The sequence below is a fragment of the Falsochrobactrum ovis genome, assembly GCF_003259955.1.
GTDB lineage: Bacteria > Pseudomonadota > Alphaproteobacteria > Rhizobiales > Rhizobiaceae > Brucella > Brucella ovis_A.
This window is the reverse complement of the sequence record NZ_QLMK01000011.1, coordinates 43243-68979: the sequence shown is the minus strand read 5'-3', so window position 1 is coordinate 68979 and position 25737 is coordinate 43243. Positions and strand designations below refer to the sequence as shown.

Below are 25737 nucleotides of genomic sequence, written 5' to 3'. Positions count from 1 at the left end.
TCGACGCAGCAGAAGGTCGTGCGGCCTGCTCGTTTAGGCTGGAACTCGACTTCACACCAACGGCACACATGGGTCTTATGACAGGCAGGGATGCCGTCAGGCCACCGGGGCTCAATGCCAGATCGCTGCCGGTAGTGCTTATCCCTGCACGATACCGAACAGAACCGACCGTTCTTCCACCCTTTTGAAACTTTGATTTGCGCAGCACATTGCCGGCATGTTATTTGCCTGATAGCCATTCGACGCTCCAATCGTCGTTTCTGGTCAGGGCTGCCGAGGTGCTTCCAACACCAGAGCGGCCCGTTTATTTTCTATCACACCTCAACCTAAAAGTGAATCGCTAGGCAGGCCACCCGTCGACGCCGATGTCGGGTCGAGGTGTTCCGCCCTTCTCGATGGCCTGCTTGTCCCGGTCATGGCATGGCTTGCACAATGGCTGCCAATTGCTGCGAGACCAGAACAGCTTCATATCACCCTTATGCGGAATGATATGGTCTACTACGGTGGCGACTGTGGTGATGCCTCTGTCTGTGCACATGACGCAAAGCACGTTGTCAGGATGGCTGAGGAAGTCTTCCCGCGCCTTCTGCCACTTATAGCCATATCCACGCTGAGTGCTGGACTTACGGCTATCCTTCATTGATCACCATCAATGTTGAACAGGCTTTCCGCCTTCTCAGCAATACTCTTCGCTTTGGACACCGCATAAGGCTCGTGCCTGTCAGTAAGCTCACCACCGAGTGTCACAATGTCTGCTGCGAGAGCTACCGGCATGGTCGCGGTGTCAACAGCGATATGAGCCACCTTACATAATCCACGGAACACCTGCCCTCTCCAATAAAAATAAGAAATTACGCCAAAAGAAAATGCTTCTTGCTTTAACACGAGAAGCTGTTCTATTCCGATCGTGAATTCATACTGAACTAATCAAGCTGAAACGATAAGAGCCGCAGACCTCACCTTTAAGCCCTTGAGTTTATGAATTGCCGTCATGATTAACTATCAACGAATTGCAATAAAAACGTTTGCTACTACTATTTTAGCGATAGCTTTATCACTTCTAATATCAAGTATTCTAGTTCCGCCTCTAGGAGGAAAGCTCGCCGGAGCCGGGTTGATCATGACAATTGTCTGTCCGTTGGCTGTTGCTGCTCCGGTGTCTGCTCTCCATCATTTGAGTTCAGAACGATTACGTATCGCTAAGCAGGAATTAATTTCCGCACATGAAGAATTAAAAAAAACTCATAGTGAGCTACTAAAGAACTTGCGCCGAGACTACTTAACCGAGACGCTAAATAGGCAGGCCTTCTTCGAGCGGCTTTCTGAAGCCAGCGACAGCGGCGAAGCCGGTGGGCTGCTGTTTATCGATCTCGACCATTTCAAAGCAATTAATGACACACATGGACATGCAACCGGCGACTATGCTTTGCGTAAAGTTGGTCTCTTACTGTCAAACTTAACCAAGAACACCGGCTTTGTCGGCAGATTAGGCGGAGAGGAATTTAGCGTATTTATTTCTACGCCCGATCCAAAACAGATCGCCCAGTTTGCAGAAACTGTCAGGCAAAAAATCAACTCGTTAAGGGTCATCGCGCCAAATAATCTGAAAATACACATTTCTGCGAGTATCGGCATCAGTATCTGTCAGCCTGGCTTCAACCTAAATGACGCATTACTGGAAGCAGATGAGAAAATGTACATCGCTAAAGACAAAGGCCGAAACTTAATTGTTTCATAAGTCCTCGAAGCTAACAATCCGCAAGCCTGTTCGCCTGTCGCGATGTTATCCCTCATGGCTCGCGCTACCCTTATAGGTGGGGCGGTACTGCATGAGGGAGGATATGTGCGCTAGTCGGACCCTTTTGGGCGAGGCTCTCACAACGTCTTTACGCCACCATTAACCGACTACGGCTATCTTCGCTGGCCGTCAGCTACTTGCGAGTAACGGCCACGAACGAACCGCAACCTTCACGGCTTTCACCGCCTCGCATTCCGTTGAAGTGTTGCCTCAAAGAAAAAGCCGCCCTGCGAACAAGGCGGCTCTGGATTAAATCAGTCTCTATTTAGAATTTGTAAGCGACACCAAGACGAATATCGTGGGTCTTGAACTTGTTGCGGGCCTCGAAGCTGAAATCTTCATTCCCAACTCTGAAATCTTTGTGACCGTAATCGGTGTAACGGTATTCCAAGCGCACGATGACATTATCCGTTGCAGCGTAATCCACACCCGCGCCAGCAGTCCAACCGGTGAGTGTCTTGCTCTGAGAAACACCAATGCTTTCCACACCGTCAGAGATCGACGCTGAATTCTTCACGCTACCGAACGCAACACCACCCGCGATGTATGGCATCCAGCGGTCCATTGCGACACCCATGCGTGCACGCACAGCACCTGACCAACGAAGCTTACTGTTTACATTTGCAGTAATGTCAAAATCTGGATCGGTTTCACTGTAACCTGCCTCAAGGTCATTATAGGTGACATCACCGTCCACACCGAGAACAAAGTTGTTACCCATGTCAAAGTTATAGCCGGCATAAAGGCCACCGAGGAAGCCGTCTGGCTTTACCCGAAGGGTATCTACTTCATCGCTAAATGTGGAACGCCCCCAGCCGTATCCCACTTGTCCGCCGATGTACGCACCGGTCCATGAGAACACTGGAGCGGCCTCGACGATTGGAGCAGGTTCTTGATAAACGATTGCGTCGGCAGCATTTGCACCTGCGACGCCAACAAAGAAGGCTGTAGAAGCGAGAAGAAGAGCTTTAGTATTCATTGTGTTCTCCAGACTAATGAAATAATTGAACACACATTATTAAATCTGAAAGAAATGTCTGTAGTTATTCAGCAACACCTATCCGAATAGCGTCAATTTTGAAATCTACCGCAAGCAATAGTTAATCAATAATAAAAATGCGGCCCGTAAGCCGCTAAGCCGCCTTCTGCCTCTCAGCACACCTTTGTCGGCGTCTTTCATTCCGTGCCTGAGCCCAATCGAAGTTCCGATCTTCCTCACTGCTAGATTTTCCCGCCTGCTGCACGATACAGTTCTTTTTCTCTTTCAGTCTTTGGCTCAAACTTTTGAATCGGTCGCGCTGGAACTGAACTCGCCCTTGCGTCATCGGCTATCGCCATCGGAATTAAGACAGGGGAGGCAAGGACTAATCCTGTGGCCAATCCAGCATTACAGTGTGCTGACTGTCGGCCCCCCAACATGTTGCAGTTACCGCAACCCGTAAGAATAAATCCAACAACGAATAGGAAGAAAGCCCGTAACAACATGCTTCTGATGCTTTCAGTGTCGGAGCATCCTGTCAACAATGAAAAAGCGGCCCGTAAGCCGCTGCAATCTGGGCGCAACTCTGCACCTTAAACGAATCATGCCAATCCCATGCACACATGTCAAGGATTTATTAAAAAAGCGCCCCGTAGGGCGCTCTGTTAAACGGTAGTAATCAGGATCATTCCGGCATCGTGCTTGATATCGACTCTGGCGCTGCCGCCGTGGACCTCTTTCATTAGTTCAGCAAGTCGATCAGCTACCACTTTGATTTCCGCTACCTTGATTTGTGCATCAAGTATTGCTTTGTTGAATGGAGGGGCTTTTAACATTATGCGCCCTCCTTTTTCACTAAGCTGCGGAGAACGTTGAGGATTTTCATTTTATCCTCAGCGCTCAGCGATGCAAAAAGTTGGGCGGGTGTCATTGGGTCGCCTCCTTCTGATCGAGTTTGGCGATGAAGGCCCACTTTTCGGTTTCGGTAAGAGTCCGCCACTTGGCGAGGAACTTGGCTATATCGAGGGGCATTATGCGGCCCTCGCCGCTTGAGGGAATGCCTTCGCAAGAACGGTTAACCCTCTCGGAGTGACGCGAACCTGCGTTCCGATCCACTCTGTTCCGTCCGGCTTAGGCCCAGTACTCACTTTATGCTCCAGATAACCAGCATTGATTTTGGACTGATACGCCAAATCTTCTTTTGATCCCGGTCGACGGTAGGTCCAGCCGTTGGTTCTCATCCAACGGCAAAGCATATGAGGGGCAATGCCGAGATGCTTTGCTGCTTCCGTCCGGTTCATGCTGCCGTGCGCTTCCGCGATTTGTTCAAGAGCGTCAACCGCTGGCTGCATTTCCTCAACACGACTTTCAAGCGCGATTACTTTTTCAACATTCTCCAGAAGAAGATGACGAAGTGTATTCGGATCATTGAGCGCCTGTGTCGGATTTGTCGCGATACCTTCCAGCTCACGAAGGCGAGCAAGTACCTTCCGCCTGAGCTGCGCGCTATATCCGAGCAGCAAAACTTCGGTCAATTCGCGGTCAAGGCGATACTCGGATTGCTTCCGGTTCATGCTGTCGAGATAGATGTGCTCAAATTTGAGCGCATCTTCCCCAAGGTCAACCAGCATCTTTTCAATATCGCGCTTTACGTTCCGATGCTGCTTGTCGGTCAATTCCGCAATCTCGCGGCTGGACATTGTCACGGACGTGTTATTTGTGATATTTGTTATCTCGGTCATCTTGGTACCTCAAATACCGAGTTGATGATTACGCGGACGCGCAAACGTCTGCGTGGTTTCCACATCGGCGGGGTTGAGCTTCCTACGGCATTGAACCCCGCCGATGTTTTGGCCTTAGCTGTTCGCATGAGATACAGCCTCCAGCCCTTTTCTTATGAGAACCCTGATCGCTTCGGCGCGGCTCCGCATTCCCGCAGGCACGCCCCATTCGTCAAGAGCCTTCAATTCATCTGACGACATTAGAAACACAATCCGTTCGTTAGACTGTTTTTGTCGCCTTGCTTCTTTGTACGCTGATGGCAAATCACCCTCCGTTAACATTGCAATGTCAATTTGAATGACAATTGTTTTGTTGTCAAGACCATGTCAACCATAATGACAAAGCAATTGGTGATATCTATGTCTAAAGATAAAGAAGCAACACTTCGGCGCGTTTACGTACTGCCCCAGGAACTTGTGGATCGCATTGTTCAGTTTCAGAAGGAGAAGGGTTATCCATCAGAAGTTGAAGCCGTTCGTAAACTGCTTGACGAGGCTCTTCTGTATCGGGACAGTCCAGATACCATTATAAAAAGGTTCACGTCCCGGTTAACCACATTAAAGATGCCTTCCGAGGTCTCGAAGGATGTTTTGGTCGGCCATCCATTGGTGACTAAAATTTCATTCCTATCAAATGCGGTTCAATTTAAAGTATCTAGCGGAGAGGAGTACCGCATATATGACACTGGTAAAGTGCAATATTATAATTCATTTGCAGAAACATGGACGGATTACGACGACTTTCCATTTTAAGAGGGAAATTTAAGCCAAATGACCCTGATCCACAACGAGCGAATTAAACTGCTGGCGACATACCTAAACGGCATCGGTATTGCCGTATTTGCTGTCGGCGGATTAGCCCCTATTTTTTCGGCATTATATAATAGCTCCGGGCCGTCACTGTTTCTCATCCTGATGAGTTCGATTTGCGTTCTGGCATCCGGTGGCTTACATTATATGGCAAGCACGATCCTCAAGAGGATGAAACCATGACCACGTTAGAAATGATTTCCCTACTTATCATGCCAGTCGGCGGCTTGCTGATCGGCGCTTGGGCGCTTTATTTCGCAAAGCATATGGAATAACCCATGACCACCGCTGAATTTTGGTGGTTTATCGGTGGCCCGTTAACTGTCCTAGCATACGCCGGCATTCTTTATTTCCTCCATATCTGGCTTGATAAGCACGGCTGGTAAACACTCTGCTTCGGCGGGGTGCTCTATGCCGTCCACCCCCTGAGCTTGGCATTTGAATACCCCCAATGCACAGCTAATACCTCCAAGCACCCCCGGAGGCTGTCTGCGGCATGGTCACGGCGGCGGCGCTCCTTCCCTGCAACGTCTTCCAGAGACATACCCATGCCTGCAATCTTGCAAACGAGCTCATACCCAAGGACGCCGAGTAGCGATGAGCATTTCTTGAGTTCTTGCCCTGCCCGCATCTGCTTATCAGTCATCGCCTCTGGGTTTTTACCTCCGTCTACAGGCTCTCTGGAATAATCAATAGCGCGCGCGCCTGAGCCGCCTAGCGCCTCCCAGAGCGAACAGAATGTCTTCGCTGCCCGAACCTGCGCAACTGACAGATGACCGCGCGCCGCCATGCTTGTGATGGCGCTTTCTTTTACATTGTGTGATGCCTTGATAAATCTAGGGTTCGTCCTGCTGACGTTATGCGCACGGCTGTAAAATGGATTTTCAACGTCAATGAAAACAACGTCTTCCTTGGGCTGCCAGGTCTTCGCCTTCTTCTCGTTCCGCCGCTCGGTTTTGGATTTCGCCGCCATGTGTTCCTCGTCGCCTAATTACGATGCCGTTTGCGAATTGCTCTAAAAGGCTCCAAGCCCTGCGCAACTCTAATCTCGTCCGCCAAAGTGATAAGCTTTGCCATACCCATTCGCTTTGGTCTGCCGCGGCCTTGACGAACATTCACCATCCCCATTGGGGAGCCTGACACTGTGTAGCCGTACTCAGCGAGGAAGGTAGACACGCGGTGAAAGCTGGAAGAATCCCCTTGCTCAAACCGACGCACGCCATGCAGGGAAATAAACTCTTGGATCATTTGTTGTTCCTGCATTACGCAATCCTCCGCGATTGATCGTCCCAGCGGAAACCGTGTTTATCCTTGCCGTCTGTGGTTTGCAGTAAGCTGGATGGAACACTGCACCCCGCGTCTCCCGGCATTGGTCCCCATACAGCGGAAAACCAACTACGGTTCCGGCGAGCGTAGCTCAGCCGCTTTTGCCATTCTGCTTCGAGCGTTTCAGGGGCCATGTCCTCGTCAGGGGTGACTACTCGCACCGGCTTGGCCAGCCCCTCTCCTGCCTGAATTCGGCGATTGTAGGCGTCCTTGATGGCGTCGGCGAAATAAGCCCAACCACGTGCTGGACGCTGCATGGTCGCTACTCTGGCCCTGATGGTTGGAAGAATATCGGTTTCCAAATCCACGCCGTTCGAGATCAAGCCAATAATCGCACTGAGATCAAAAACACCGTGAGGGTGGATCTTATCTCCAGCTGCTTCGACAAGTTTGCTTTGAAGGATCGACAGGTCGTCGGCTGGCTTGCCTGCCCCCGCGCGCGGCTGCTGATGGTTATCTAATGGTTCTACTAATAGGTTACTCGGAGTTTCCTGCCGGTGAGATTGGAAGGAACTGCCGGTGAGATTGTTGTTATTCTCCGGGGAAATTGCTGCCGGTGAGCTTTCGAGGTCCAAAACGATCAAGTCAGACGTGCGATATCCATCTTCGCGACGACGCTCTTCCCGCTTCACAATGCCCATTTTCTCAAACTTATCGAGCCATTCCCGCACCGTCCGAGGCGAGCATTCACACTCAGCTGCAAGCTTCTCCTGTCCCGGAAAACACTTACCTTCATCGTCTGCATAATTTGCGAGCATCAACAGTATGGCCTTGCCTGTGGCATTGCCGACTTTCTGCTTTACAGCCCACGTCATTGCTTGGAAGCTCATTAGTAGTACCTTTCCATGTTGCGGACAGCCGAGCAGGCAACATCAACAAACAGGTCAATTGAAGTGACTGGCCCGTTGCGCTGTTTGGCTATGGCGAACTCAAGTTTATTCTCGCAGTCGAGAAGCTTAGCGGCGATGTCAGCCTGCTTTGACGGGTCGTCCGTCTTTTCACGCAGGAGGTAATAGGCCTCTCGGTAAAGAAAGATGATCGTGTCAGCGTCCTGCTCAATTGCGCCACTATCACGAAGCGATGACAGCTGAGGGCGCTTGTCTGCCTGGCTTTCCAAGCCACGGTTAAGCTGAGATAAGAGAACAACAGCAATTCCATACTCTCGGGCCATGGATTTAAGCCCTGCTGTCATCTCGGCAATTTCATTGGTACGGTTGCCCGAATAGCGGTTAGATGCTCTGATCAGCCCCAGATGATCAATCATAAGCATTTCCAAAGGGGTGCCAGCTTCTTCCATCTTCAACATCATGCTTTCGAGCTTGATGCGAATATCGGTCATTGAGAGGCCGGACTGCTCTTCAATCAGCAGGGGCAGATCATCGAGCCTGCTTGACGCAGCTTGCAGACTGTCGAGATCAGACAATGACGCATTGCCAGTGATCAAATCTTGATACGGAACTTTGACGTCCCAATCATAGGCATAATCAGTGGCAGCGCGTGCCGCCAGCTTGTCAGCATCCATTTCAAGGGAGATGAAGCCCACGCCGTGCCCCGCCTGTGCGACTTTAAGACAGGTGGAAAGACCAACAGTCGTTTTTCCCATAGAAGGACGGCCACCGATCAAGGTAAGGTCGCGCTTGTGAATTCCGCCCGTTGCGCGATTAACGTCAACAAGGCCCCATGTGAGGCCGGTAAGCCCAGAGCCGCGTTCCTGAGCTTCTCTGGCGGCAGCGAATGCATTCTGTGTGGCGTCCTTAATAGAAAGCTGCGACTTCCGCCGAGGACCGCGCCGAACATCGGCGAGGATATCATCGAATGCCAGCCCGCAAGATTTAACCAGTTCGATAGGGCTTGATGCTGGATCATTCGCTGCTTCCAAAAGTATGGCAGCCTCTTTGGCGATTTGTGCCTTTGCCCACTGATCAACTATGCGTTTTGCGGTATTCTCTAATGACGGGGGACCGAATACAGCGTTGGTTGCCATATTCGCCATGTAGGACATGAGCGTGGAGCCAGTTTTAGTCTTAAAGTCTTCCTGAAAATCCTCGCCAATCAGCTTGATCACTACATTGGCTTTGGTGGAATTCATACGCTCAAAAGCAGTCTTAATGGCAGCGAAAATCTCTGCGTGAGAAGGTTCAAGAAAGTGATAAGGTTCGAGAATTGACTGCACACGGCGAAAATCCGTCCCCATCAACAGCGTGCCGAGAACTTCCTGCTCAATCTCAATGACGAACTCAGTTTTAGTGGGAATAGCATTCATCGTGGCGCCCTCAGCTTCTTAATGATTGCGTTCACGGGGTCTGCGATATGCTGCCATTCTCCAAGATCATCATTGGCAGCAACAGATTGCGCCCAAGCGATAGCGTCGTCGGAGCTACGAAGGATATAAACTGGCCCACCATTCCATTGAGCGGCAAAGGTCTGCTGATTTGGGTTTAAGGATTTGGCGTAACCCTTCGATCCGCTTTTGACTTCGACCAGATAGGAAACGCCACGAAAGCCAGCGAGAAGATCAACAGGCGTATCCATTCGGATGACCGAAAAGCCGCAACGTTGAAGTGCCATGACAATTTCCGGCTCTACGGCATCTCGTTTGGCTGCGTATCTCATGCCGCCTCGCTTTCTGCCTGTCTGGCAATTGCACGGCGATAATCGACAGCAATTTCCTCAAGCACATTCACGTCTTGCTGGCGGTTGTCGATCTCATGATCAGGGCGCTTGTTGCGACCCGACGAGAATTGACTAATCCACAACTGCTTTTCGCGGATGATCTTCTCGACCCGATCTAGCTTTTGCTGGTAGGTGATCATCACATCACACTCCATGCAAAATAGAGGCTGATCAGCGAGATAAGAGATGCGGCGACAAGAACGGCACCGGCTGCGATTATGAAGGTCTCTAACCAGTTCATTCGTCATCTCCTGACCTTGGCTCGATGAAGAGACGCCGATGCTTCCTTCTCTTGACGAACCTTCGCCAAAAGCTGCGAAGCCTCGCCGACCAAATCCTCCATATCAGCATCACTGCTCACCGCTCTTTCGAGTTCTAATTCGTGTTGAAGTTGCGCAATCTGGCGCTCGCAGAAATCCAGATAAGCTGAACGGACGCGACTAAAGACTGACGCTTCCACAGTCTTTGAGCGGCCAATGCGCAGATTGTTTAAAGTCCAATAAGACAAGCCATATCGACGGCTAAGGCGCTTGAGAGCACGGCTATGATCGCCCCACCCTCTTGCTTCTTTCTCCGTCATGTCTCGGACATACTGTCCGGCTCTATCCACTAGTTCGCAGCTACTCATAACTTTGCGCTCCGAAGCCAATTGATGTTCCATTGACTGAAATTCTTTGCACCCCATGCCAAAAATCCTTCGCTAGGTTTCAGGTCGTAGGGAACGATCTGAAACGAAACGAACGCAGGAGATTGGGATTGGAGCATGTAGGGAACGCGGTCTGGAGAGTTCTGCAAAACGCTCGCAAAGCCGCGAAAGCCCGAGAGAATAAAACGGATGACGGCAAGCAGAGACCTGCCGTGTTCAAGGTTGCAGACGGGAAAGCCCCAGCCCTGCCACCGGCATCCGTTACCAGTGCGAACCGCACCAGATTGAAGATTTGAGAATTGGACAGCGACAAAGTTCCTCATCGCCGCATGTCCTGTCCAAAGGAGGAAGCCGAGACGTTGGGAGGGGTTGCGTCTCGGCTTTCTTCATCTGCCGCTTGGGAGGAGGCTAACGGGGCAGATGAAGGGGAAAGGGATTTCTGCATCATGCGCTCCAGAGGAGACAAAGGCAGACTATTACCGCGCTTCATAGCAAGCGGCTCTAAACCGTGCTTTTCGAGGTAGTTGCGAGCATGCTTTGCCCAAACCTTTCGACCCCAACTGGTGACACGAAACTCGTATGGACGTGCTTGCCTCAACGCCCTCTTGCGAGTTTTGAGATCGGCGTCGGACGGGAGGCTCTTGTGAACCTCGGCAATCACAGAAGATGCAACGTATTGCCAGTTCATGCCGCCCTCGCATTCTTGCGCTGGCGCTTAGAGATGCGCTTTGATCTCTCCACTCGCATGAACGCACGAATTTCTGCTTGCGTTTCAGGCCAAACTCTTCGCCCCATACGCAGTCTTTCGACGAGGCGCCCGTTCCGAACGGCTTCAAACCCGAACGTGTACGCACTCATGCCCGTTTCAGACAGAAATTCTTCGATGTCGTTTAAAAGTTTCGTGCTCATAAATGCACAATGCCACGCTAAAGCGTGTCAGTCAAGACACGCTATAACGTCCAACACGCAAAAGCGTACACATGCTATATAAAACACATGGATAACAAGTGGTTCGAAAGATTCGTTGAGCTTATCGAGGCAGATGGACGTGGCATGAAGGCCATCAGCCTAGCGGCCAAGTGCGGCGAGAATTATGTTCAGCAGATGGTCAAGAACGGCAAGCGCCCGACCGTGGATAAATTTATGGCCATTCTTGAGGTTCTTGGAAGCGCCAGTGCTGTATACGTACTGACGGGTTTCAAGTTATCCGGTGCCGACCTTGAAATCATGAAACATCTTTCCTCGGCGAGCGCGGAGCGGCGTAAGGCACTCTCTGTTCTACTTGAAGATCACAATCGTCAAGAAGACGAATGAATTTCCACTTCTCTTCCTCTGTTAAGACCCGCCATTTTGATAAGAATTGTGCCATTTCTCTCATCACTTCCTCCGCTCCACACTTATGCTGCATTGATTCACAGAACAAATCAAGAACTAGGATAACGGATGGTTAAGAGGCGGGGATAAGTTTATTGTCGCCGCTACATCTTGCGTTGAGCGCGAAAATAGACGCAAATTCTGGTTGTGGATTATTGGGGGCAACCTTGCACAGACGCACACACTTCATTCTTAAGGCAATGCTTTACGCATGCCGCTCCTTGTTGGACAGCGGCGTCTATCAGGTGAGCTTATTGGTATTCGTTCGCGGAAGGGTTGGGCATAGTGCTGCTTGTGGCGGTGCTGGCGGTGTATTTGTTGCCGAAAAAGTAAAACTTATTTAGCTTGCCTTGCAAAACTAAAGCCGCTGGCTCCTTTTTTACTTACTAACTGTAGGCGCTTTCCGTGTCACATAGCTATGTAGCATTCATAGATGAATCCGGCGACGATGGGTTTAGAAATTTCCGGACCGTAGGCAGCAGGGGTGGGTCGTCGCACTGGCTTGTCATTTCCGCCCTACTCTTTCGTAAATCGAATTATCTAGAAGCTGTAAAATGGCGAGATGAGATCCTTGCTAAAATGCCGGACAAAAAAAGCCGTGAGATCCATTTCGCTCATTTGAATCATGGGCAAAAACTGGTAGCGGCTCAGACCCTTGCTGAGAAACCTGTGCGCGCTGTCAGCATTTTATCTTGCAAAAGGAAAAATTCCGGAAGGGATATATTCTAAGAAAAACCAACTCTATTTTTATCTTTGTCGCTACTTAATCGAGCGCGTGTCGTGGTTATGTAGAGATATGCGCCCTCAAGTCCCAGAGGGCAATGGCCAAGTGGCTATAATGTTCTCTCGCCGTGGAGGGATGAATTACAATGATTTTAGAGATTATTTGACGCGGCTCAAAAACAAAGGGCGTGAAGGTAGCAGCATTCATTGGCCTGTTATCGATATTTCGGCGGTAGATGCGCAAGATCATAGCCGTAATGCTTCATTGCAACTCGCCGATATAGTAGCGTCCTCAATATCATCAGGGTTAGAGCTAGATATGTACGGCAATTGTGAACAACGCTACGCGGAGATATTGCGCCCCATCATTTACCGTCGCGATAACAACTATTTAAGCTATGGAATAAAAATTCTTCCTAATCACGAAGAATGCGAACTTATCCCAGAGCAATTGAGGATGGTCGAATTATGGAAATAAAAAAGCAGCCCCCCGGCCCATAATTGCGATTACTCGCCTGCAATCTTTCGAATGCTTTGGGTTGTCCGGCGCTTGACTGCTAAAACATATATAGCACGTTCATCTGACGATTGCCATAGAAATGGTGTATTTTATTACCACCATTTAGCACAGTTCGCTGTTATGCGAGCGTGTAGAACCAGATAACCGGGGCAACGATCAGAACAGCAAGCACGATCCAAGCCGTTCGCCATCCAACGCTTTTCGTCCCCAAAAATGCGGTCACGACTAACGTCCCCGCCACCATTACGGTAATCGGCCAGTAGATCGACATGACGATAATTATGGCCGCCCACCAAGGAAATGTAATCATAAAATAACCTTATGACGAATGTCCGTGTTTCAGCAACTGGCGAGACGGAAGGTGTTTTTGGGTTAACGTATCAAGCTCAATTCTGTATGCTTATGTCTTGGAGGGCGCACCATGGCAAAAGAGGATCATTCGCAGGAGCGCGACATATCCATATCCGGCGACCAGTCCAGCGGTGGAGACTCACAAGGCAGCACACTGAGACCGATGTTAATCTCCGGCCTGATCTTTGTGATATTGGGCGGCGTCGTGATCATGATGTTTGTCTGACGCGTGATGATGGAACATACAATCCGAGGCACGCCCCCCCGGATCGTTAGGATATGTGCGGCATTCCTTACACTTGAGTTGCATCCATGATGTAGAGCCGATGTAGTCGGCCTTCTCTACGTACTTTTTTCGCTTGAACGCGAAGGCTTCCCTTCACGTTTGCTGCTTCTGAATAAATGTTTGGCGCGTTATCCATCACAGGGTCACGAACATCGGCATTGATAAACCTGCCAGGCTCTTCTGGATTTTCTACCTGAATTTGCTTTTTATGGTGGCTAATGCCATCAACCTTTACGATCAATTCAATGAGATCTTCCACTTCATCACCTTTTCTCGCCCGGATCGCATCTGCTGTTGGCTCATCAATTTCTGCAATAGCACTCCCATCGTCTGAAGAAATGACAAGTCTACGCGCGGTTCCGCCAACTGGAGTCACAGCGTCACGCGCGGCGGGTGCGAATTTATCGACGAAAGCCAACAAGGTCTGGTGCCATCTTTCATCAGAACTATCTCGCGAGGCGTTCAATTCACGCGTTAAGGACATCAATTCCTGAAAATGCACATCCGCCTCTTTCTTTCTTCCGCCTAAGTGCATGAGAACCCAACTGATAAACTGCTTAAGAAGCTCTACGCCGTGATTGGCAATCAATTCATTCACAAGCGGAAGAACCCAGGGGGCCTGTTCGAGCGCTGACGCAATAGATACGGATGATTTCTTAGGTTCCGATGCGACAACCAATAAAACAGATCGCTCACCTCTCTTGGGCAACCTTCCTTCTGCAAAGAGGATCAGCCCGGCATTTGAAATTTTATCAATTCCGGTGAGTGACCGTCCGAGCTCCCCCATACTGATAACGTGCTGTGCACTTTTCCCGCCGTCAAACTTTAGAACGAGTTGCTTTCCCATTTACTCCCCCTCCACTCCCCATCGCAGTGAAGCAAATCGGAGAAAGATTGGGAAGCCATCGCACCTCATTCTTTGCAACTGATTCTACACGGTTCGCGGGGGGTGGGCAATACAATTAAAACGCTATAGCGTGTTTTTACAGTTGACTGCCACGCCATAGCGTGTCACATTGCTCTCAACAACCGAGTTGGGAGCAGAAAATGCAAACGACATACCAAGTCACCGGAAACGACCTTGCGAAAGCGCTGACAGGCCTAATGAAGCCGGTCGACAAAACCCGCGACACCAGCCTGCAATCAGAGGTCATGATCCGCGCCCATAGCCGCTATCGCATGTACCGGCTGAGCAACACGAAAACCAAGCGCGTTAATGGTCGCTGGCAAAATGTACCAGCCGATTACAACGCTAGGGACTTCGCAATCTGCCTTGAGAAAGCTTGGGGTGACGTGAAATTCATGCGGTCAAAAGCAGCTTGGGAGAATGGCACTGGTCCTCGCGTAGCCATTGATGCTGCCACGTTTGAAGCTTGCCGCTCTGATAGCGCCTTCACTGACCGTCGTGGGGTGTGATCATGCCTTACCTCACTCGCCTTGAAGCAATCACCCTTCCGATTTTCGCATTAGTCGCGCCGTTTCTGGTGCTGGCGGTGGGGTGCTGAGATGACTGATCACCTCACCATAGAAGGCGTGAAGCTGTTTCAAACGGCCACAAGCCCCAACACAACCAATGATGAGAAGCTGGAGGCAATCGAGCAGCTTTTAAAGCGCGCTCTGCCCCGCGAACTCCGCGATCAGCTTCGCATCATTTTCAACGAAATCTGCCCCCTTGAGGCAATCGAATATCGAAAGGAAGCAGCATGACCTATTCGAAGCTCCTATTCACGGCAGCGCAGAAACAGCGCCGTACCGCACTATCCTATCGCTCCGATGCCAGAGGGTACATGGAACTCGGAATGGATGACCATGCCGAGCGCTATTTCCGGAGCTTCGATGAAAACTGGCAAAAGGCTAAACGCTTACTGATGCGCGCACGCCAAGAACGCCGTGTGGAGCGTGAAAGGATGGCAGGATGACTGACCGTTATCTCAAGGCCGATCTGTCCAGCATCCAAGCACAAATAGCAGAGCTTGTCTCTGGCAATCCGGAGCTTGCTGACGACGAGGAATTGCGCGTCGATATGATAGACGGTGAAACCAGTGCGATTGAGTTTTTGCACCGTGTATATCGTCGCATTCGGAAAGCGGAAGCGCTCGCCGCCGGTGCTAAATCGGAAAAGGACGATGCGGCTGACCGTCAACGACGCTTTGAAAAGCAAGCAGACGGCTACCGAGCGCTGTCGCTGGCAATCCTGAACGCAGCCAACGTCGAAAAGCTCGTTACACCCTTCGCGACCTACAGCGTGATATCGCCCCGCGTCAAAGCGGAAGTTTCGGACCTCGATGCAATACCGCAGGGCTTTTACCGCATTGAGAAGAAGCCAGACATGAAAGCCATCAAGGAGGCGCTTGAGGCGGGTAACGAATTGCCCGGCGCGCATCTCTCCATTGGCGTTCACTCTTTGATGATCAGGAGCAAGTAATGAGCAACCTCGATCTATGGGAAGCCCACGCGGATATTGATCCGCAATACACGAAGGCGATTAGCGGCAAAGCATACAAAGGCACGTCCCCTAATCCGCAATATATCATCAAATGCCTTACAGACATGTTTGGCCCCGTCGGTCAGGGGTTCGGATGGGAGGTGCTGACAGAGGGTTTCACGCCGCTAGGTGATGAAATTCTACATTGGTGCCGGGTCCGCTTCTGGCACACCAAGCGTGAGCATTATTACGAAGCCTACGGTCAAACCAAGGCTTTGATGAAAACACGCAACGGTCTCATGTCGGATGAAGATGCTCCGAAGAAAAGCCTCACAGATGCGATCATTAAAGCCGCATCTCAGCTTGGTATAGCGGCCAACATTTTTCTCGGACGATGGGATGACCAAAAGTACGTAGCCGAAGTCGAAAAAGAATATCGGCGAGACGAGCAGGCAAACAAGCCGGCACCCAAGAATGTCGAAGCCCGTGCCACTTATTCTGCCCTCGAAAAGGAAATGCGCCTCAATACAACGCGCGACGATCTTCGCCGATGGTGGCGAGACGAAGAATGCAAGGAACTTCGCCGCAAGTTACCTGCGGATTGGCAAGAGAATTTGAGGCAGGAATTCACCGATTACGGCAACTCACTCCCAGAAGAACAGAAGGCGGCTTGATCATGAAAAACATCACAATCACAGGCCGCATAGGCAAGGACGCAATCCTGCGTCGCACACAAAATGGTGATGCTGTTCTTGGCTTCACAGTCGCCGTTGATGATGGATACGGCCAGAACAAAAGCACTATCTGGTTTGACGCGTCGATCTGGGGGAAGCGCGGCGAAAGCTTAGAGCAATATCTGCGCAAAGGAACACGCGTTACTGCAAATGGCGATTTTGGCATGCGCGAGCACAACGGCAAGTCATATCCAACCATCCGCATCAATGAGATCGATTTTGACACTCCCAAGCGGGAAGAGCGCGGCGAAGCATCACCGTCACACCACGCAGGCAAACCAGCCAACTTCTCGAACGAACTCGACGATGAAATCCCGTTTTTCATGGAGTGGAGGTGATGTCTAAAAAAGAAAAACCCAACATCGTGGTTCGGAAAACGCCAAGAGGATTACAGCCAGTATCTGGGTTCGATGCTGAAATGCTGTTGGCTGCCCCCATCGGAACGGAATTCAACTTGGTGTCACTGACAAGACGATCAAGGCCACAGCTCCGGACCTATTGGAAGGCTCTTAATGAAGTCGTCAAGGCCACGGGTAAATGGCCTACTTCCGAAAAGCTCCACGACGCTCTTAAGCGTGCCTGCGGCTACGTCGAGATTAGATACAACCTTGATGGCTCATCTTACATCGCGACTGACAGTATCTCGTTCGAAGCCATGAACCATGAGGAATTCTGCACCTACATGGATCAAGCAATGGCGAAGCTCGCCGAAGCTGTCGGCTACGATCCTCTAGCATTTTTGGAGGCAGCATGACCGCCATTCCCTTACGCGCTCCATCGTATGCACACCGTACGAAAGCTAACGCCGCAAGATATGTGGAAACGCACACTCAGCTTGCACGTGAAGTGCGCCAGCTGACCGATCTTGAGTTTGCGCAGCACCTAGACATTGTTCTGTCCGCAACTGACTTCTCGGAGGATGTGTGATGGCTAGACGTGAATTCAGTAAGAAAGTTTACGCCGAAATAGTTAAGCGCGCCATGCTCCCAAACGGCGAAATCGCCTGTGAGGGGTGCGGTCTAATATTGGGCAAGAAGCCTTATCACGTCGATCACATCAAACCCGATGCACTTGAGATTGATAAGAGCCAGCGCCTTACCGCAAAGGACGGCCAGCTTCTCGGAGTAGAATGCTGCCATAAGCCGAAAACCAAACAGGACATTGCCGTCATTGCAGAAGCAAAAAGGCGAGAAGAAAAACACCTTGGAATGAAACGACCAACTTCAAAACTCGCCACCAAGGATAAATCACCCAAACGCCTCAACAAACAACTCCCACCACGGAAGCGCGACGTATTCGGTCACCCTGTTAGCGAAGGTATCCCATCGTGAAACTGACCCCGATGATTGACTACGAAGACCTGATTTTTCAAGCAAAGTGCCAGCTTGATAACGTGTCCGATTATTTCGATGAAGATGCATCACTGCACCGCTGCGAAGGCAATACGCTGTTTATGATCCTCGATGATGGGACAGAGGCAACCATCAACCTTAAGCCGATTATTGATTTCGTTGCTGCGATGAAGGAGTTGCGGTGATGGCGGACGCACAAGCCATGACCATACCAGAGCAGGCCGTACAGGCGGCGCTTGATCATTACAGCGAAGACGGATGCATGGGCCTTGATACGCATGAGCGACGAGAAGTGACAGAGGCCATCCCCGCAGCCAGCCCATTAGGGGAGAAGAAGGGATGACTAGGCCAGCCACGATCCGCAAAAATGATCTCAAGCGGTATGCCGAAGTTGCCAATGAAAACGGCTGCAAGATCATCATTCGCACCGGCGATACCACAATCACAGTCGTACCGGATAAACCCAATAGTGAATCAAGCGGTATTGACTATAGCCGCCCCGTACTATGACAGTTATCGAATGAAGAGAAAGCTTCCTCTCTATGTACACCGACAGAAGACCCGCCATGGCAAGTGGGTCTATTATTTTCGCATGGGGAAAGGAAAACGCACCCGTCTACCAAGCCCAAATGATCCAGCCTTCAAGGAAGCTTATCGCGCCGTATTAGCTGGCGAACCCGTTGCAGTTAAACACGTTCCAACCGGAACTCTACAATGGCTCTGGGATAAGTACACGAACGAAAGTGCTAAATGGGCCAATTACTCTGACGCTACACGCAAGCAGCAGCGCCTTATTATGGATAAAGTTCTACAAGGAAATGGCAATAAGGCACTCGCCTCTTTCACCCAAGACGTTATTCAGGAAGCTGTCGACAGGCGGCACGAAACGCCAGCTATGGCCGCAAATTTCTTAAAGGTGATGCGAGGATTGTTCGGATGGGCCAAGAAAATGCGCTACGTGCAGGTTGATCCGTCGCTAGACATTGACCTGCCTGAATATAAAACGTCCGGTTTCCCCCCCTGGACCATCGAGGACGTTATCGCTTACCGAACCACCCATTCGATTGGGACATCCCAGCGCTTAGCTATGGAACTGATGTTATTAATCGGCCTACGCAGATCGGACGTTGTTCGGGTCGGTATACAGCACATCAATGGCCGCGTATTGGCTATGGATACTGCCAAGACTGGTGCCAGAATAGCAGTAGAACTGTCTGACGAGTTGCTGGATATGATCAAGGCCACGCCGCGACAGGGTCTCAATTTAATCGAAAGCAGCCAAGGCAAACCATTTGTAGAAGGTAGTTTTGGGAATTGGTTCCATGAAGCTTGCGCCGAGGCTGGCGTAAAGAAATCAGCCCATGGGCTTAGAAAGCTTAGCGCGACACTAGCGGCAGAGGGCGGCGCCGCTACACATCAGCTACTTGCTCAGTATGGATGGACGAATATTTCTACCGCAGAAATCTATACACGAGGCATTGATCGCAAGCGTCTTGGGATAGAGGCCAGTCGCATCGTTGCAGACCAGATAGAGAACAGAATTGCCCCTCACCCAAATACAGGTGAGGGAATTATCGCAAAAAAGCCAATAAAATCAAAGGGCAAAAACTGAAATGGTGGCCCTGTCACGCCCACCATTCGAACTCCTTGTAATAATTGGCGAATTAACCGAACCCTACAGTGGTCCAACTATCCAGCATACAAATTTTGGGCACTCATTGGGTTTCGCGGACGCTATTCAAAATAGTTAAAAACTGACGATGAACGATATTAAGGTGCAAAGCTCTTTACCCTTCGCACCAAATATATTGCTGGCACGCCGTTGATGAGCCGGTGCCAAAACTTCCTTAAAAGCGCCAGAAGGCAGACAAAGGCATAAAAGACTGTGGCCGACATATGCGTCTACACATCTTCCATGACCATTTCTGGATCCGTAAGGCACCATCGGGATCGGATCTGTGCTAAATCAGCGTTCGTGAAACCATGAGATCGGACATATTCTTCTGCTCCACCAAAGTTGCTATCAAGCCAGTCCAATGTCTTTGACATTGTTATTGGATTACTTTCCAGCATCGGCATAAAGTCTGCTTTATTAAGATTAAATGCCCCGACAGTCTTCTCAAGCTCCATCAAGAGCGGCCCTAAGCGATCGGCGGTCATTGCATAGTCATTAATAATATCAGCTCGTGCCACCCCGGATAAGGACAGCAACAAGGCTGCAATTAACCCGGTGCGATCTTTTCCTGCAGTGCAGTGAAAGAGAACCGCGTCACGGCACTCACCGATTTTCCGTAATACTTCTATAAATGACATTCCATGCGTTTTAAGTGCATCCAAATAAAGATCTAGTAATGCATTGCCACCTGGAAGTTGATTTGGATTAAGATCATCAAAGAGTGGGATCGAAATTAATTCAATATTGTCACCAGCCCTAATGGGGTCCGGCTCAGCATCTCTTTCTTTCTGGCTTCTCAAGTCAATGATACGTGTGACGCCTAGCTGTTTTAAAGCGAGGATCCCAGTCTGATCTACCTTGCACATATTGCCTGATCGGAACGTCTTTCTCCACGCCAATTTCCCGTGCTTAGTGCGATATCCACCTAAGTCGCGCGTGTTGAAACTTCCCGAAACTATGACGTCGCGATCAGTCATAAAAATTCCCCCAATTGAATGGCTGGTAATGGAAAACAAAGTGCAAGTCGCCGCACATTATCGTTGCCAATTAAGAAAGTCGAGACAATCGCCCAGCCCAATTTTGAGAAGATCGCGACTGATTGCAACGCGCTCAGCAAACAGAGCAGCGGAACCAATTATGTCAAATTCACATTGTGGTACGAACAAGATGAGCGAAAGCAACGGAAAGCAAAGTTCGTTTTGAGATTACGAAATTGATCTTTCCATTGTCGTGGAGGCTATGCCGTGGAAGAGCCAGTAGTCGCCTTCGAAGCCACCCGCATGTGGATAGGCGATGCACCTTTGCTGTTTTTCGGCGAGATCATATTCCGAAGCATAATCTCTTATGTTTATTGTTTTGCTTTACTGCGACTATTAAGCGGCCGTGCAGTCGCCCAAATGTCTTTGGTCGATTTTGTCCTCATCATAGCGCTCGGCTCGGCCGTTGGGGACGTTGCATTTTATGCAGATGTCCCAATACTCCATGCTCTAGCCGCGATAACCGTAATCATCATAGTTACGAAATTTATTGATCGATGGATACATAATTGGGCACCCTTAAAATCCGTATTTGATAATTCTCCCACGACACTGGTTCGCGATGGTGTGATCGACCAAGTTGGGGCATCGCGTCGAGATATGAACGAATTGGAAGTGATGGAACGGCTTCGGCTGCATGGTGTCCGTAATTTGGGGGAAGTAGAATGGGCCTTTATGGAGGCAGATGGGGATGTAAGCGTGTTTCGCTATCAAAAAGCGAAACCAGGACTCCCAATCGTGCCGCCCCATGATCTCGTGCCTCAATCTCCTGACCTTCCCGAGCCCGAACCAGGCGAAGCGCGCTGCTGTCGACATTGCGGAATAGTAGAACCAGCACACGCCGCAAACGGGCTTCATTGTCCGCATTGCCATCATGACGATTGGACCCGTCCGGAATGATTTGAACATCCGCTTTGCTTTAGGAACAAACCTCAATCTGAGCTGTTAAATGAGTTCAGAAAAGGAGGAAGCTTATGACAGATGCAAGAGAATGGTTGGTGCAATGGTTGCGCGATGCCCATGCAATGGAAGAGCAGGCGGAAACCATGCTAAATGGATTGGTCGGACGTCTGGAAAACTATCCGGAACTCTCTGCCCGAATTGAAATGCATATTCGGGAAACCAAATCTCAGGCCGCACGTCTGGAGCAATGCCTTGATCGATTAGGCGAATCCCATTCCGGCGTCAAAGATGCGGGCGCCAAGATCATGGCTATGGGCCAAGCGATGAGCGGCATGTTTGCCGGCGACGAAGTGATGAAGGGGTCTTTGGCGAGCTTTTCCTTCGAAGCTATGGAAATCGCGTCTTATACTATGCTTATTGCCGCAGCACGCACGGTAAATGAAGAAGAAATCGCACAACTCTGCGAGCAAAACCTTCAGGAAGAAATCGAGATGGCTCAATGGCTAAAAGAGAATCTCGGCGCAACAACCCAGAAATTTCTCGCCCTCACTTTTGACGATAGCAACACGGCCAAAAGATAGACCTTATAATAAGTTCGAGGTGAGCCTGAACCGTAGCCAACCGAGCAAAGGCAGGCTCACCTTACAACATTTGCTTAGAGCCTTTGTAATGGCTGCGGCGGTATCTTTAATCATCCGCGCATAATCGGCATGTCTGCTATCATCATATCGGTAAACTGGGATGCTGATGCTCACGCCTGCGATGAGGCCCCACCTGATGAAATCCGCTATGTCGGCCCTACAAGAATCACCGCCATGGGCTTGCAACACCGCCATAAATTTCTAGAAAACACCATTTTCGGATGAGGCCATTATGTCCCTTTCAATAAGCGCGCCGTCATTCATCGTGTAATCGCAGTTGTTTTTAGTCTGATCTGGAGGGTCGCAATGACGGTAGCCAGAACCATTACCGTAAATTTATGCGGACTTATCCGATCAATAGACGTATTATGTACTCTTTTCGCGCGTGTGCGGCTTCCGACCCGGGTCAGAGCCATTCGAGTTTCGGAATCTGCCAATGGAAAAAAACAAACTTCCTTTCGGAAGCTTATTGACAATTTTTGCCACCTTGGTAACCATCGAATGGGCATTCTGCCCACATTATGGATACAGGTTGGTAGTTTTTGCTAAGGGAGGCAGCCACAACACAGCTAGAAAGAGCAATATGGAGTTCAGAAAATCCGTTTGCTCCTGAGATTTTGCTCAGCATTTTGAGCAATTCTATAACGGCTGTCTCTTTCGTGGATATTGATTGAATGAACTGACGCCCTGAGGGGAATAACACAATAATTTAGGGAGATGAGATGCATATTATAAATTACCTGACAACCATTCACTTTGGTGCAGGTTCGGTTGCTTCTCTTGAACAAACCTTAAGCGACATATCTATTAAGAAACCACTGATTATAAGCGATCATGGTGTGAAAGCAGCCGGTCTTTTAGACCGCAAAGGGCTGGAGATCATTGCTACCGCGCCCCGCTTTCTTGATGTCCCGACAAATCCAACCGAAACCGGTGTGAAAGAAGCGCTGGAGGTCTACAGATCGCAGGGCTGTGACGGGGTGATTGCCATCGGCGGCGGCTCGCCAATTGATCTGGCAAAGGGCGTTGCACTTCTTGCGACACATGAAGGCGAGCTCGAACAATATGCCGCGATCTTGGGCGGAATTCCAAAAATCAGCAGCGCTGTAGCGCCTCTTATTGCAATTCCAACCACCGCGGGCACAGGCTCGGAAGTTGGGCGCGCCGCACTTATCACTCTTGATGATGGCCGCAAGCTTGGCTTTATTAGTCCCTATCTCATTCCCCGCCGCGCTATTTGTGATCCAGAACTAACGCTGGGGCTTCCCCCAGCCCTCACAGCGGCGACAGGCCTTGATGCATTATCACATTGTATCGAAACCTATCTTTCGCCTCGATATAACCCACCCGCAGAAGCTATCGCCGTTGACGGCTTTGAACGAGTCTGGAATGCGCTGCCAATCGCATTTGCCGATGGGTCAAACATCGAAGCACGCACAGACCTGATGATGGGGGCCTTGCAGGGTGGCCTTACTTTCCAAAAAGGGCTTGGCGCGGTTCATGCGCTCAGCCATGCGCTGGGAGGCCTTAAGGAACTCAAACTGCATCACGGCACGCTAAACGCTATTTTGATGCCTCCGGTCCTGCGAGCCAACGCTGTCATTGCTGAAGCTGCAAATAAAATTGCTCACCTTGAAAAAGTCGCCGGCCTTTCGGGCACTACGCTTGCCGATGCGTTAGATGAGCTGAATCGGAAATTGGGCATACCCGCCAAACTGTCTGACCTTGGCGTGACGCGCGACGTGTTCGATTGGACATGCGAGCGTGCACTTGCCGATCACAGCCATCAATCAAACCCGCGAGACCTCAGCGCGCAGGAATATAAAGATATTTTGGAAAGCGTGATGTAATGGCGGAAACGGTAGTGTCTTACGGCAGAAAGCCTGAAAGGCCTATTGTCCTTGTGACCGGAGCCAGTCACGGCATTGGCGCCGCAACTGCAAGGCTTTTTGCTGCAGAGGGATATGATGTCTGCGTCAACTATTTAAGTGACACCGACGCAGCAGAGCAGGTTGTCAGGGATTGCCAGACAGCGGGTGCACGCGCTGTGGCTGTTCAGGCCAATATCGGTGACCGCAAAGAGGTCGAACAGCTCTTTCTTGCATGTGACAAAGCGCTCGGTCGCCTCAGCTCTTTGATCAATAATGCTGGTATCATCGGCAAAGCCTGTCGGATGGAGGAGCTTCAACAAGAGGAGCTGGAACGCACTTTCGCCGTCAACACTTTTGGCGTAGTCTATTGCACTCAGGAGGCGTCACGCAGAATGTCCACCCGCAAAGGCGGTAATGGTGGTTCGATTATCAATATGTCATCACTTGCAGCCGCCCTGGGCAGCCCTAATGAATATATTCATTATGCGGCTTCAAAGGGCGCTGTTGAAACCATCACCATCGGAAGCGGTAAAGAACTTGCACCCGAAGGAATTCGGGTCAACGGAATTCGCGTTGGCACCACAAATACGAGAATCCACACACAAGGTGGTAATCCTGAAAGACCTGCAAAAATTGCAGCTCTGACGCCAATGGGACGAATTGCTGAACCGGACGATATTGCGAAAGCAGCGCTTTGGCTGGCATCGCCCGGTTCGGGCTTTGTGACTGGCACGCTAATTACTGTGACTGGAGGCCTATAACGATCTGCGCGATAACTATCTGAACGATCAGAGGAGGATCGGACGGATCGTCAGCAAACAACACTGGACTAACTTAGTACTTGGGAGGAATGATATGAAATTCGCAAAAACTCTTTTAGCAGCCATTCTGCTTTCGTCCACTGCCGGCGCCGCGCTGGCAGACTATCCTGATCGTCCGATTACACTCTTGGTGGCTTGGGGCGCAGGCGGCGGAACCGATGCGGTGGCGCGCGTTATTGCCGTTGGCCTCGAAAAGGAACTGGGCCAATCCGTCAATGTTGTAAACCGCACGGGCGGTTCGGGCGTGGTTGGACACTCTGCCATGGCAGATGCGGCCCCAGATGGCTACACGCTCGGTCTGGCAACCACTGAAGTCAACCTCATGCATTGGCTGGGACTGACAGATCTCACCTATGAGGTCTTTACCCCGCTGGCGCTTATGAACCAGGACCCGGCTGGTGTGCAGGTTGCAGCGGATTCAAAATATAAAACGGTCGGAGAACTTCTGGAGGCTATCAAAACTTCAGAACCCGGCACTTTCCGCGCAACAGGTAGCGGCCAAGGCTCCAGCTGGCATGTTGCCATTGCGGGTCTGCTTAATTCCGAAGGTATTGAGGCATCCAAAGTAACATGGGTTCCAAGTGATGGCGCGGCAAGCGGACTTCAGGAACTGTTATCCGGCGGCACCGATATCGTGCCTTCTTCGCTGGTTGAAGCGCGTGCATTGATCGAGGCAGGACGAGTTAAATCTCTGGCCTATATGAACAAAGAGCGCTCCAAGCTATTTCCCGATGTTCCTACCTTAAAGGAAGAAACAGGTTCCGACTGGGAGTTTGGTGCTTGGCGCGGGATTGTTGCTCCGAAAAACTTGCCCGATGATGTGAAAGAACGGCTCGTCACCGCGCTCGATAATGTTTTTAAAAGCGACGAGTATAATGAATTCATGACTGCGCAAGGCTTTGGCGCCAGTTTCCTGCCCGGCGAGGAATTTGGCGAATTCATGGCCACCAATGACGTGAATTTTGGCGAGACGATGAAAGCCATCGGACTGGCCAAGTAATACCCGAGTAA

General features: G+C 50.4%; 41 protein-coding genes. 24 read left to right on the top strand and 17 right to left on the bottom strand.

The genetic code is table 11. The features are described 5' to 3' along the window. Positions 1-340: 340 nt before the first annotated feature. Both C7374_RS12145 and C7374_RS15995 read right to left on the bottom strand, forming a co-directional pair. Positions 341-640 (bottom strand): HNH endonuclease, encoded by a 300-nt coding sequence (locus tag C7374_RS12145; protein WP_111575893.1) that lies wholly within the window; start codon positions 638-640, stop codon positions 341-343. Beyond that, positions 637-804: a hypothetical protein gene (locus C7374_RS15995; RefSeq protein ID WP_210205122.1), complete on the bottom strand. Its 168-nt coding sequence runs from the start codon at positions 802-804 to the stop codon at positions 637-639. Before C7374_RS15995 ends, C7374_RS12145 begins: the two co-directional genes overlap by 4 nt. A gap of 187 nt (positions 805-991) precedes the next feature. Between C7374_RS15995 and C7374_RS12135 the strand changes: the two genes are divergently transcribed. After that, positions 992-1738 carry a GGDEF domain-containing protein gene (locus C7374_RS12135; protein ID WP_111575891.1) on the top strand — a complete coding sequence of 249 codons (747 nt, stop codon included), beginning with the start codon at positions 992-994 and terminating at the stop codon, positions 1736-1738. 325 nt (positions 1739-2063) lie between these two features. On the opposite strand, the gene C7374_RS12130 is transcribed toward C7374_RS12135, so the two are convergent. Beyond that, entirely contained in the window at positions 2064-2777 is a 714-nt protein-coding gene (locus tag C7374_RS12130; protein ID WP_111575890.1) for an outer membrane protein, read from the bottom strand. A gap of 665 nt (positions 2778-3442) precedes the next feature. Further along, entirely contained in the window at positions 3443-3613 is a 171-nt protein-coding gene (locus C7374_RS15990; RefSeq protein ID WP_158527834.1) for a hypothetical protein, read from the bottom strand. A gap of 94 nt (positions 3614-3707) precedes the next feature. On the opposite strand from C7374_RS15990, the gene C7374_RS16490 reads away from it, so the two are divergent. Next, positions 3708-3830, top strand: coding sequence for a hypothetical protein (locus tag C7374_RS16490; protein WP_280969986.1), 123 nt, complete (start codon positions 3708-3710; stop codon positions 3828-3830). Here the strand turns inward: C7374_RS16490 and C7374_RS12120 are convergent. Continuing rightward, positions 3809-4519, bottom strand: a complete 711-nt coding sequence (locus tag C7374_RS12120) for a phage antirepressor KilAC domain-containing protein (RefSeq protein ID WP_111575888.1) — start codon at positions 4517-4519, stop codon at positions 3809-3811. The genes C7374_RS16490 and C7374_RS12120 overlap by 22 nt on opposite strands. A 399-nt stretch (positions 4520-4918) precedes the next feature. Here C7374_RS12120 and C7374_RS12110 point away from each other — a divergent pair, with 399 nt between their 5' ends. After that, positions 4919-5311 carry a hypothetical protein gene (locus C7374_RS12110; RefSeq protein ID WP_146612734.1) on the top strand — a complete coding sequence of 131 codons (393 nt, stop codon included), beginning with the start codon at positions 4919-4921 and terminating at the stop codon, positions 5309-5311. Positions 5312-5777: 466 nt separating this feature from the next. Here the strand turns inward: C7374_RS12110 and C7374_RS12100 are convergent, their stop codons facing one another. From C7374_RS12100 to C7374_RS12055, 9 genes are all read right to left on the bottom strand, one after another. Continuing rightward, entirely contained in the window at positions 5778-6341 is a 564-nt protein-coding gene (locus tag C7374_RS12100) for a hypothetical protein (protein WP_245412655.1), read from the bottom strand. Between the two features lie 14 nt (positions 6342-6355). Next, entirely contained in the window at positions 6356-6616 is a 261-nt protein-coding gene (locus tag C7374_RS12095) for a hypothetical protein (protein WP_245412654.1), read from the bottom strand. A 14-nt stretch (positions 6617-6630) separates the two neighbouring features. Further along, entirely contained in the window at positions 6631-7509 is an 879-nt protein-coding gene (locus C7374_RS12090; protein WP_245412653.1) for a helix-turn-helix domain-containing protein, read from the bottom strand. Positions 7510-7523: 14 nt separating this feature from the next. Beyond that, a complete protein-coding gene (locus C7374_RS12085) occupies positions 7524-8957 on the bottom strand; it encodes a replicative DNA helicase (protein ID WP_111575882.1) in 1434 nt (477 codons plus the stop codon). Continuing rightward, positions 8954-9307: a PDDEXK family nuclease gene (locus C7374_RS12080; protein WP_210205121.1), complete on the bottom strand. Its 354-nt coding sequence runs from the start codon at positions 9305-9307 to the stop codon at positions 8954-8956. Before C7374_RS12080 ends, C7374_RS12085 begins: the two co-directional genes overlap by 4 nt. Next, a complete protein-coding gene (locus C7374_RS12075) occupies positions 9304-9510 on the bottom strand; it encodes a hypothetical protein (protein WP_146612733.1) in 207 nt (68 codons plus the stop codon). Before C7374_RS12075 ends, C7374_RS12080 begins: the two co-directional genes overlap by 4 nt. 101 nt (positions 9511-9611) lie before the next feature. Further along, positions 9612-9995 (bottom strand): hypothetical protein, encoded by a 384-nt coding sequence (locus tag C7374_RS12070; protein WP_245412652.1) that lies wholly within the window; start codon positions 9993-9995, stop codon positions 9612-9614. 337 nt (positions 9996-10332) lie between these two features. After that, on the bottom strand, positions 10333-10701 hold the full coding sequence (locus C7374_RS12060) for a hypothetical protein (protein ID WP_245412651.1): 369 nt from the start codon (positions 10699-10701) through the stop codon (positions 10333-10335). Continuing rightward, entirely contained in the window at positions 10698-10922 is a 225-nt protein-coding gene (locus C7374_RS12055; protein ID WP_111575878.1) for a hypothetical protein, read from the bottom strand. Before C7374_RS12055 ends, C7374_RS12060 begins: the two co-directional genes overlap by 4 nt. Before the next feature lie 87 nt (positions 10923-11009). On the opposite strand from C7374_RS12055, the gene C7374_RS12050 reads away from it, so the two are divergent. The 3 genes from C7374_RS12050 (at position 11010) to C7374_RS12040 (ending at position 12588) form a co-directional block, all read left to right on the top strand. Next, a complete protein-coding gene (locus C7374_RS12050; RefSeq protein ID WP_111575877.1) occupies positions 11010-11327 on the top strand; it encodes a transcriptional regulator in 318 nt (105 codons plus the stop codon). 465 nt (positions 11328-11792) lie between these two features. Next, positions 11793-12116, top strand: coding sequence for a DUF3800 domain-containing protein (locus tag C7374_RS16580; protein ID WP_111575876.1), 324 nt, complete (start codon positions 11793-11795; stop codon positions 12114-12116). Next, entirely contained in the window at positions 12043-12588 is a 546-nt protein-coding gene (locus tag C7374_RS12040) for a DUF3800 domain-containing protein (protein WP_111575875.1), read from the top strand. The genes C7374_RS16580 and C7374_RS12040 overlap by 74 nt, the downstream gene beginning before the upstream one ends. A 160-nt stretch (positions 12589-12748) precedes the next feature. On the opposite strand, the gene C7374_RS12035 is transcribed toward C7374_RS12040, so the two are convergent. Continuing rightward, positions 12749-12940 carry a hypothetical protein gene (locus tag C7374_RS12035; RefSeq protein WP_111575874.1) on the bottom strand — a complete coding sequence of 64 codons (192 nt, stop codon included), beginning with the start codon at positions 12938-12940 and terminating at the stop codon, positions 12749-12751. 111 nt (positions 12941-13051) lie between these two features. Between C7374_RS12035 and C7374_RS16190 the strand changes: the two genes are divergently transcribed. Next, complete coding sequence (locus C7374_RS16190) at positions 13052-13207, top strand: hypothetical protein (protein ID WP_170130248.1); 156 nt, start codon at positions 13052-13054, stop codon at positions 13205-13207. 67 nt (positions 13208-13274) lie between these two features. Here the strand turns inward: C7374_RS16190 and C7374_RS12030 are convergent, their stop codons facing one another. Then, entirely contained in the window at positions 13275-14114 is an 840-nt protein-coding gene (locus C7374_RS12030; RefSeq protein ID WP_111575873.1) for a DUF7946 domain-containing protein, read from the bottom strand. A gap of 200 nt (positions 14115-14314) precedes the next feature. Between C7374_RS12030 and C7374_RS12025 the strand changes: the two genes are divergently transcribed. The 12 genes from C7374_RS12025 (at position 14315) to C7374_RS11980 (ending at position 19390) form a co-directional block, all read left to right on the top strand. Next, a complete protein-coding gene (locus C7374_RS12025) occupies positions 14315-14683 on the top strand; it encodes a hypothetical protein (RefSeq protein WP_111575872.1) in 369 nt (122 codons plus the stop codon). A 90-nt stretch (positions 14684-14773) separates the two neighbouring features. Next, a complete protein-coding gene (locus C7374_RS12020) occupies positions 14774-14974 on the top strand; it encodes a hypothetical protein (RefSeq protein ID WP_111575871.1) in 201 nt (66 codons plus the stop codon). Continuing rightward, on the top strand, positions 14971-15186 hold the full coding sequence (locus tag C7374_RS12015; RefSeq protein WP_111575870.1) for a hypothetical protein: 216 nt from the start codon (positions 14971-14973) through the stop codon (positions 15184-15186). The genes C7374_RS12020 and C7374_RS12015 overlap by 4 nt, the downstream gene beginning before the upstream one ends. Further along, a complete protein-coding gene (locus tag C7374_RS12010; RefSeq protein ID WP_111575869.1) occupies positions 15183-15692 on the top strand; it encodes a siphovirus Gp157 family protein in 510 nt (169 codons plus the stop codon). Before C7374_RS12015 ends, C7374_RS12010 begins: the two co-directional genes overlap by 4 nt. Beyond that, a complete protein-coding gene (locus tag C7374_RS12005) occupies positions 15692-16366 on the top strand; it encodes an exodeoxyribonuclease VIII (RefSeq protein ID WP_210205120.1) in 675 nt (224 codons plus the stop codon). Before C7374_RS12010 ends, C7374_RS12005 begins: the two co-directional genes overlap by 1 nt. 2 nt (positions 16367-16368) lie before the next feature. Then, the gene (locus C7374_RS12000) at positions 16369-16764 is read left to right on the top strand and encodes a single-stranded DNA-binding protein (RefSeq protein ID WP_158527833.1); all 396 of its coding nucleotides are present in this window, start codon (positions 16369-16371) and stop codon (positions 16762-16764) included. Continuing rightward, the gene (locus tag C7374_RS11995) at positions 16764-17180 is read left to right on the top strand and encodes a hypothetical protein (protein WP_111575867.1); all 417 of its coding nucleotides are present in this window, start codon (positions 16764-16766) and stop codon (positions 17178-17180) included. Before C7374_RS12000 ends, C7374_RS11995 begins: the two co-directional genes overlap by 1 nt. Positions 17181-17352: 172 nt before the next feature. Continuing rightward, positions 17353-17757: a hypothetical protein gene (locus C7374_RS11990; RefSeq protein ID WP_111575866.1), complete on the top strand. Its 405-nt coding sequence runs from the start codon at positions 17353-17355 to the stop codon at positions 17755-17757. Next, positions 17754-17963: a hypothetical protein gene (locus C7374_RS11985; protein ID WP_146612732.1), complete on the top strand. Its 210-nt coding sequence runs from the start codon at positions 17754-17756 to the stop codon at positions 17961-17963. Before C7374_RS11990 ends, C7374_RS11985 begins: the two co-directional genes overlap by 4 nt. Then, positions 17963-18121: a hypothetical protein gene (locus C7374_RS15985; RefSeq protein ID WP_158527832.1), complete on the top strand. Its 159-nt coding sequence runs from the start codon at positions 17963-17965 to the stop codon at positions 18119-18121. Before C7374_RS11985 ends, C7374_RS15985 begins: the two co-directional genes overlap by 1 nt. Further along, the gene (locus C7374_RS15980; protein WP_158527821.1) at positions 18118-18288 is read left to right on the top strand and encodes a hypothetical protein; all 171 of its coding nucleotides are present in this window, start codon (positions 18118-18120) and stop codon (positions 18286-18288) included. Before C7374_RS15985 ends, C7374_RS15980 begins: the two co-directional genes overlap by 4 nt. A gap of 10 nt (positions 18289-18298) precedes the next feature. Further along, entirely contained in the window at positions 18299-19390 is a 1092-nt protein-coding gene (locus C7374_RS11980) for a tyrosine-type recombinase/integrase (protein ID WP_158527831.1), read from the top strand. Between the two features lie 290 nt (positions 19391-19680). On the opposite strand, the gene C7374_RS11975 is transcribed toward C7374_RS11980, so the two are convergent. Further along, a complete protein-coding gene (locus tag C7374_RS11975; protein WP_111575863.1) occupies positions 19681-20430 on the bottom strand; it encodes a tyrosine-protein phosphatase in 750 nt (249 codons plus the stop codon). A gap of 267 nt (positions 20431-20697) precedes the next feature. Between C7374_RS11975 and C7374_RS11970 the strand changes: the two genes are divergently transcribed. The 5 genes from C7374_RS11970 (at position 20698) to C7374_RS11950 (ending at position 25726) form a co-directional block, all read left to right on the top strand. Beyond that, complete coding sequence (locus C7374_RS11970; RefSeq protein WP_146612731.1) at positions 20698-21390, top strand: DUF421 domain-containing protein; 693 nt, start codon at positions 20698-20700, stop codon at positions 21388-21390. A gap of 74 nt (positions 21391-21464) precedes the next feature. Then, positions 21465-21974, top strand: coding sequence for a ferritin-like domain-containing protein (locus tag C7374_RS11965; RefSeq protein WP_111575861.1), 510 nt, complete (start codon positions 21465-21467; stop codon positions 21972-21974). A gap of 782 nt (positions 21975-22756) precedes the next feature. Further along, a complete protein-coding gene (locus C7374_RS11960; protein ID WP_111575860.1) occupies positions 22757-23884 on the top strand; it encodes an iron-containing alcohol dehydrogenase in 1128 nt (375 codons plus the stop codon). Beyond that, on the top strand, positions 23884-24666 hold the full coding sequence (locus C7374_RS11955; RefSeq protein ID WP_111575859.1) for an SDR family oxidoreductase: 783 nt from the start codon (positions 23884-23886) through the stop codon (positions 24664-24666). The genes C7374_RS11960 and C7374_RS11955 overlap by 1 nt, the downstream gene beginning before the upstream one ends. 94 nt (positions 24667-24760) lie before the next feature. Next, positions 24761-25726, top strand: coding sequence for a tripartite tricarboxylate transporter substrate binding protein (locus tag C7374_RS11950; RefSeq protein ID WP_111575858.1), 966 nt, complete (start codon positions 24761-24763; stop codon positions 25724-25726). Positions 25727-25737: the final 11 nt, after the last annotated feature.

Bases quoted from the DNA above. Each gene is read 5' to 3' on its own strand.
- C7374_RS12145 (WP_111575893.1), bottom strand. From the start codon at position 640: ATGAAGGATAGCCGTAAGTCCAGCACTCAGCGTGGATATGGCTATAAG.
- C7374_RS12135 (WP_111575891.1), top strand. From the start codon at position 992: ATGATTAACTATCAACGAATTGCAATAAAAACGTTTGCTACTACTATT.
- C7374_RS12130 (WP_111575890.1), bottom strand. From the start codon at position 2,777: ATGAATACTAAAGCTCTTCTTCTCGCTTCTACAGCCTTCTTTGTTGGC.
- C7374_RS15990 (WP_158527834.1), bottom strand. From the start codon at position 3,613: ATGTTAAAAGCCCCTCCATTCAACAAAGCAATACTTGATGCACAAATC.
- C7374_RS12120 (WP_111575888.1), bottom strand. From the start codon at position 4,519: ATGACCGAGATAACAAATATCACAAATAACACGTCCGTGACAATGTCC.
- C7374_RS12110 (WP_146612734.1), top strand. From the start codon at position 4,919: ATGTCTAAAGATAAAGAAGCAACACTTCGGCGCGTTTACGTACTGCCC.
- C7374_RS12100 (WP_245412655.1), bottom strand. From the start codon at position 6,341: ATGGCGGCGAAATCCAAAACCGAGCGGCGGAACGAGAAGAAGGCGAAG.
- C7374_RS12095 (WP_245412654.1), bottom strand. From the start codon at position 6,616: ATGATCCAAGAGTTTATTTCCCTGCATGGCGTGCGTCGGTTTGAGCAA.
- C7374_RS12090 (WP_245412653.1), bottom strand. From the start codon at position 7,509: ATGACGTGGGCTGTAAAGCAGAAAGTCGGCAATGCCACAGGCAAGGCC.
- C7374_RS12085 (WP_111575882.1), bottom strand. From the start codon at position 8,957: ATGAATGCTATTCCCACTAAAACTGAGTTCGTCATTGAGATTGAGCAG.
- C7374_RS12080 (WP_210205121.1), bottom strand. From the start codon at position 9,307: ATGAGATACGCAGCCAAACGAGATGCCGTAGAGCCGGAAATTGTCATG.
- C7374_RS12070 (WP_245412652.1), bottom strand. From the start codon at position 9,995: ATGAGTAGCTGCGAACTAGTGGATAGAGCCGGACAGTATGTCCGAGAC.
- C7374_RS12060 (WP_245412651.1), bottom strand. From the start codon at position 10,701: ATGAACTGGCAATACGTTGCATCTTCTGTGATTGCCGAGGTTCACAAG.
- C7374_RS12055 (WP_111575878.1), bottom strand. From the start codon at position 10,922: ATGAGCACGAAACTTTTAAACGACATCGAAGAATTTCTGTCTGAAACG.
- C7374_RS12050 (WP_111575877.1), top strand. From the start codon at position 11,010: ATGGATAACAAGTGGTTCGAAAGATTCGTTGAGCTTATCGAGGCAGAT.
- C7374_RS12035 (WP_111575874.1), bottom strand. From the start codon at position 12,940: ATGATTACATTTCCTTGGTGGGCGGCCATAATTATCGTCATGTCGATC.
- C7374_RS16190 (WP_170130248.1), top strand. From the start codon at position 13,052: ATGGCAAAAGAGGATCATTCGCAGGAGCGCGACATATCCATATCCGGC.
- C7374_RS12030 (WP_111575873.1), bottom strand. From the start codon at position 14,114: ATGGGAAAGCAACTCGTTCTAAAGTTTGACGGCGGGAAAAGTGCACAG.
- C7374_RS12025 (WP_111575872.1), top strand. From the start codon at position 14,315: ATGCAAACGACATACCAAGTCACCGGAAACGACCTTGCGAAAGCGCTG.
- C7374_RS12020 (WP_111575871.1), top strand. From the start codon at position 14,774: ATGACTGATCACCTCACCATAGAAGGCGTGAAGCTGTTTCAAACGGCC.
- C7374_RS12015 (WP_111575870.1), top strand. From the start codon at position 14,971: ATGACCTATTCGAAGCTCCTATTCACGGCAGCGCAGAAACAGCGCCGT.
- C7374_RS12010 (WP_111575869.1), top strand. From the start codon at position 15,183: ATGACTGACCGTTATCTCAAGGCCGATCTGTCCAGCATCCAAGCACAA.
- C7374_RS12005 (WP_210205120.1), top strand. From the start codon at position 15,692: ATGAGCAACCTCGATCTATGGGAAGCCCACGCGGATATTGATCCGCAA.
- C7374_RS12000 (WP_158527833.1), top strand. From the start codon at position 16,369: ATGAAAAACATCACAATCACAGGCCGCATAGGCAAGGACGCAATCCTG.
- C7374_RS11995 (WP_111575867.1), top strand. From the start codon at position 16,764: ATGTCTAAAAAAGAAAAACCCAACATCGTGGTTCGGAAAACGCCAAGA.
- C7374_RS11990 (WP_111575866.1), top strand. From the start codon at position 17,353: ATGGCTAGACGTGAATTCAGTAAGAAAGTTTACGCCGAAATAGTTAAG.
- C7374_RS15985 (WP_158527832.1), top strand. From the start codon at position 17,963: ATGGCGGACGCACAAGCCATGACCATACCAGAGCAGGCCGTACAGGCG.
- C7374_RS15980 (WP_158527821.1), top strand. From the start codon at position 18,118: ATGACTAGGCCAGCCACGATCCGCAAAAATGATCTCAAGCGGTATGCC.
- C7374_RS11980 (WP_158527831.1), top strand. From the start codon at position 18,299: ATGAAGAGAAAGCTTCCTCTCTATGTACACCGACAGAAGACCCGCCAT.
- C7374_RS11975 (WP_111575863.1), bottom strand. From the start codon at position 20,430: ATGACTGATCGCGACGTCATAGTTTCGGGAAGTTTCAACACGCGCGAC.
- C7374_RS11965 (WP_111575861.1), top strand. From the start codon at position 21,465: ATGACAGATGCAAGAGAATGGTTGGTGCAATGGTTGCGCGATGCCCAT.
- C7374_RS11960 (WP_111575860.1), top strand. From the start codon at position 22,757: ATGCATATTATAAATTACCTGACAACCATTCACTTTGGTGCAGGTTCG.
- C7374_RS11955 (WP_111575859.1), top strand. From the start codon at position 23,884: ATGGCGGAAACGGTAGTGTCTTACGGCAGAAAGCCTGAAAGGCCTATT.
- C7374_RS11950 (WP_111575858.1), top strand. From the start codon at position 24,761: ATGAAATTCGCAAAAACTCTTTTAGCAGCCATTCTGCTTTCGTCCACT.